Below are 4,064 nucleotides of genomic sequence, written 5' to 3'. Positions count from 1 at the left end.
GTCCCTATTCATTTTGCCGAGGGCGAGGGCTTTAAGCAGGAGGTCGCGGCAAACGTCGGCTGTCGCAAGGGCTCGGACAAACTGCTTAAACTCATCGACAAGACACTCAAGGGCATTAGCCAAGAGGAACGCGACCAAATGTGGGACGCGTGCCTCGACCGCCAGCCGGCATAGGGAGGCAGCATGAAAACCATCAATCGTCTGGCCTCCTTTATCAAGGCCGACCACCGTTATGTGTACCTGGGCACGAGTGTCATCGCGGCGCTTGGCCTGGCGTTTAGCCAGCGCAACCCCACGCCGCTGAGCTTCTTGGCGCCCACCGGTATCTTCCAGGATTGCCTTTGGGCAATCCTTTGGGCCTGGCTCGTCGTGTCGGCGGCGGCGCTCGTCACCAAACTCATGCACTGGAATGACTATCGCGAAACGTCGCCGTTCGCATCCGAGCGCTTCCGTCGTGGCGCACGCTTGGGCAGCTATGTCGTGGTTGCCATCGCGGCGATCTTTTTCGTGGACCGCTGCGTCATGTCGTTTATCGACCTGGTACAGGTGAGCATCGTCTCGGACTCCAACCCCAGCGACTTTTTGTCGAGCCTGGTCTACATGACCTACAAGAGCGGGGACTTCTTTATCCGCGGTATCGAGATCACCATCGCGCTTGCCACCTTCGGCACCGTCATCGCATTCTTCCTGGCGTTGCTCTTTGTGTTCCTGCGTATTCAGACCTTCGATCGCGTGGACAACGACCTGGTGCGCTTCTTTAAGAGCATTGGCCGCGGCTTTGCGACCATCTACTCCACCATCGTGCGCGGCACGCCCATGATGGTCCAGGGTCTGCTCATCTATTACGCGGGTTTCACCGTTTTGCGCGGCATGGGCTTCGAGACCGCCCAGGCCAACCAGATCTGGAGTACCTTCACCGCCGGCCTCGTCACCATCTCGCTCAACTCCACCGCCTACATGATGGAGGTCCTGCGCGGCGGCATCGAGTCCATCGACCCCGGCCAGGCCGAGGCGGCGCGCTCGCTGGGTCTGTCGCAGTGGCAGGCCATGCGCAAGGTCGTGTTCCCCCAGGGCATTAAAAACGCGATTCCGGCGCTCACCAACGAGCTCATCATCAACATCAAGGATTCGTCGGTGCTTTCGGTCATCGGCGTGTTCGACCTCATGTACGCCACCACCACCGTCGCCGGCGTGTACTACCGCCAGATGGAGGTCTACTGCGTGGCGCTCGTGGTCTACCTGATCCTGACGCTCGTGGCGAGCCGCCTGCTCGAAGCCTTTGGCAAAAAACTCGGCGCCGAGGCTCCGGTCACGCTGCCCAGCTCCAACTAGGCTCAAGACGAGGAGAATTATCATGGCAGATACCGCCACTACCGGCGTTGCGGCCGCCGCACAAACTAAAGAGCCGCTCACCCGCGTCGAGGGCCTGCGCAAGAGCTTCGGCTCGCTCGAGGTGCTCAAGGGCATCGACCTGTCCGTTAACCCCGGCGAGGTCGTCACCATTATCGGCGCTTCGGGCTCGGGCAAGTCGACCTTCCTGCGCTGTCTCAACCTGCTCGAGACCCCGGACGCGGGCCACATCTGGTTCCACGGCCAGGACCTTACGGCCGAGCGCTGCAATATCAATAAACTCCGCGAGGACATCGGCATGGTGTTCCAGGGCTTTAACCTGTTCAACAACATGGACGTGCTCGACAACTGCACGCTTGCGCCCGTCACGCTCAAAAAAATGAGCAAGGCCGAGGCCGAGAAGGTCGCGATGGAGCATCTGACGAGCGTGGGGCTCGAGAAGTTCGCGCACGCCGCCGTGGGTCGCCTGTCCGGTGGTCAAAAACAACGCGTGGCCATCGCGCGCGCCCTGTGCATGAATCCGCAGATCATGCTGTTCGACGAGCCGACCTCCGCACTCGACCCCGAGATCGTGGGCGAGGTGCTCGAGGTCATGCGCAAGCTCGCGGCCGACGGCATGACCATGGTCGTCGTCACGCACGAGATGGCCTTTGCCCGCACGGTGTCCGACCGCGTGGTCTTTATGGACAAGGGCGTAGTGCTCGAGGATGCCGCGCCGGCGGAGCTCTTTGGCAACCCCAAGCACCAGCGTACCCGCGAGTTCCTTTCGCGTTATCTCGAGGACAAGTAACCGACCGCAAACGCTTATGTAGCAGGGCCGCTCCGGTGGGGCGGCCCTCGTCATCACAATCGAAAGGATGCCATGGCCGAGGTTTGACGCTTCTTTGCGCATGAGGATGATTTTGCCGATTTGGACAAGGCTGGTGCGTGCGAGCGCCTGGGCCGCGTGCTATCGTTTCCGACCATCTCGAGCATGGATGCCGAGGCGGTGAACTGGCAGTCGTTCGACGACCTGCGCGCGTATATGCAGCAGGCTTGGCCGCACGTATTTACGGCGGGTAAGGTCGAGCTTATCGACCATTCGCTATTGGTGACGCTTAGCGGTTCCGACCCTGCCCTCAAGCCCATTATGCTCATGGGCCACATGGACGTGGTTCCCGTGGTGCCCGGCACCGAGGACGATTGGACGCACGCCCCCTTTAGCGGGCATGTAGACGACACCTACATTTGGGGTCGCGGCGCCATCGATATGAAAGACCAGGTCGCAGGCATTCTCGAGGCGGTTGAGTATGCGCTGGCGCACGGTTGGCAGCACGAGCGCACGCTGCTCCTGGCCTTTGGCCAGGACGAGGAGACTACGCAGTACGGCGCAGGCGCCATCGGTCGCGTGCTCGAGGAGCGCGGCATTGAGCTTGAGTACCTGATCGACGAGGGCGACTACCGCATCGTTCCGGCTGCCGAGTACAGCGCGGGCGAGGGTTGGCTTATGCACGCCGACCTGGCCGAGAAGGGCTATGCCGATATCGTGCTCAAGACGAAGAGCGAAGGCGGGCATTCGTCCAACCCCTACGGCGGCACATCGCTCGAGGTGCTTAGCCGTGCCATCACTGCAATCTGCGATATCGAGTGGCCGACGCGCGTGACCGACTTGCTTGCCGCCCAACTCGTCGAGTTGGGGCTCTATACGGCCGATGAAATTGCCGCCAACGGGGGTGCCATTGTCCGCGATTGCCTCGCCAGCAAGAAGCTCTATCCGCTCGTGACCACCACCTGCGCGCCCACGCAGGTCGAGGGTGGCAGCACCGGTGCCAACGTAATGCCGCAGGATATGTGGGCCAATATCAATTTCCGTATGCTCGAGGGCACGAGCGTGGCCGATGTCGTGGCCCGCTGCCGCGTCGCCGTTGCTGAGGCGGGGCTCGCCGACCGTGTCGAGGTCGAGCTCGGCCTTGGCAGCTCCGAACCCTCGCCGTCTCCGCGCATCGGCGGACCGGGACTCGAGGCGGTTCGCTCCATCGCCGCCCGCTATTTCCGTGATCCAAAGGGGACGGAGGAAAACGGATCATCCGAGCCGTTGGCGATTGTCCCCTCGACCGTGATCGGCGCGACCGACGCTGCCAACTACCAGCGCATTTGCTCCGAGTGCATTCGCTTCTCGGCCTTTGTGGTCGACGATGACGAGTGCGATCGCGGCGTCCACGGCACCAACGAGCGCATTACCCGCCGCGCCTACCTCCAGGGTGTCCGCTTCCTCGTCGCCCTGATCCATACGCTTTAGAATCCGACAAAGGGACTGTCCCTTTGTCGGATTCCGTGCGGGTTATATGCAGGTTTGTCTGCGCACGCTATCATATATGGGTTAGACCGCAACTATGTACCCCATACGCGAAGGGATGCGCATGTATCTGAAGATCGACATGCTCTAGCTGGACTTACCCCCGCAGCGGCGCCCCGCGCCCCATCAATTCTGCCGATTTTCGCCTTCACGCATATAAAGGAGTCCGTCATGCGCGACAAGCTCGAAAAGATCATCAAGGCCTACGAGGAGCTCGAGAAGAAGCTTTCCGACCCGGCCGTCGCCTCCGATATCAAGGAGTTCACGCGTCTCAACAAGGAGTACGCGCACCAGTCCGACCTCATTGCCGCCTCGCGCGAGTACATCGGCGCGCTCGATGACATCGAGGCTGCCAAGGAAATGCTGCACGATACCACCG

Annotated in this window: 4 protein-coding genes; all 4 read left to right on the top strand. The window is 61.4% G+C overall.

Annotated elements, in window-relative coordinates; translation table 11 throughout:
- Nucleotides 1–183 precede the first annotated feature (183 nt).
- A complete protein-coding gene (locus tag AB5767_RS09935) occupies nt 184–1,332 on the top strand; it encodes an amino acid ABC transporter permease (protein WP_368131955.1) in 1,149 nt (382 codons plus the stop codon).
- 22 nt (nt 1,333–1,354) lie between these two features.
- A complete protein-coding gene (locus AB5767_RS09930; protein ID WP_368131954.1) occupies nt 1,355–2,140 on the top strand; it encodes an amino acid ABC transporter ATP-binding protein in 786 nt (261 codons plus the stop codon).
- Nucleotides 2,141–2,260: 120 nt separating this feature from the next.
- A complete protein-coding gene (locus AB5767_RS09925; protein ID WP_368131953.1) occupies nt 2,261–3,628 on the top strand; it encodes a M20/M25/M40 family metallo-hydrolase in 1,368 nt (455 codons plus the stop codon).
- Nucleotides 3,629–3,856: 228 nt separating this feature from the next.
- Nucleotides 3,857–4,064: PCRF domain-containing protein (locus tag AB5767_RS09920; RefSeq protein ID WP_149926617.1), on the top strand; the 208-nt coding region annotated here is incomplete at its 3' end.

The sequence above is a fragment of the Collinsella aerofaciens genome (assembly GCF_040926265.1).
Lineage (GTDB): Bacteria > Actinomycetota > Coriobacteriia > Coriobacteriales > Coriobacteriaceae > Collinsella > Collinsella aerofaciens_BB.
Note: the sequence above shows the minus strand (reverse complement) of the source record. Positions and strands in the feature narration are given on the sequence as shown.

Coding starts and splice junctions, on each gene's coding strand:
- AB5767_RS09935 (WP_368131955.1), top strand. CDS start 184: ATGAAAACCATCAATCGTCTGGCCTCCTTTATCAAGGCCGACCACCGT.
- AB5767_RS09930 (WP_368131954.1), top strand. CDS start 1,355: ATGGCAGATACCGCCACTACCGGCGTTGCGGCCGCCGCACAAACTAAA.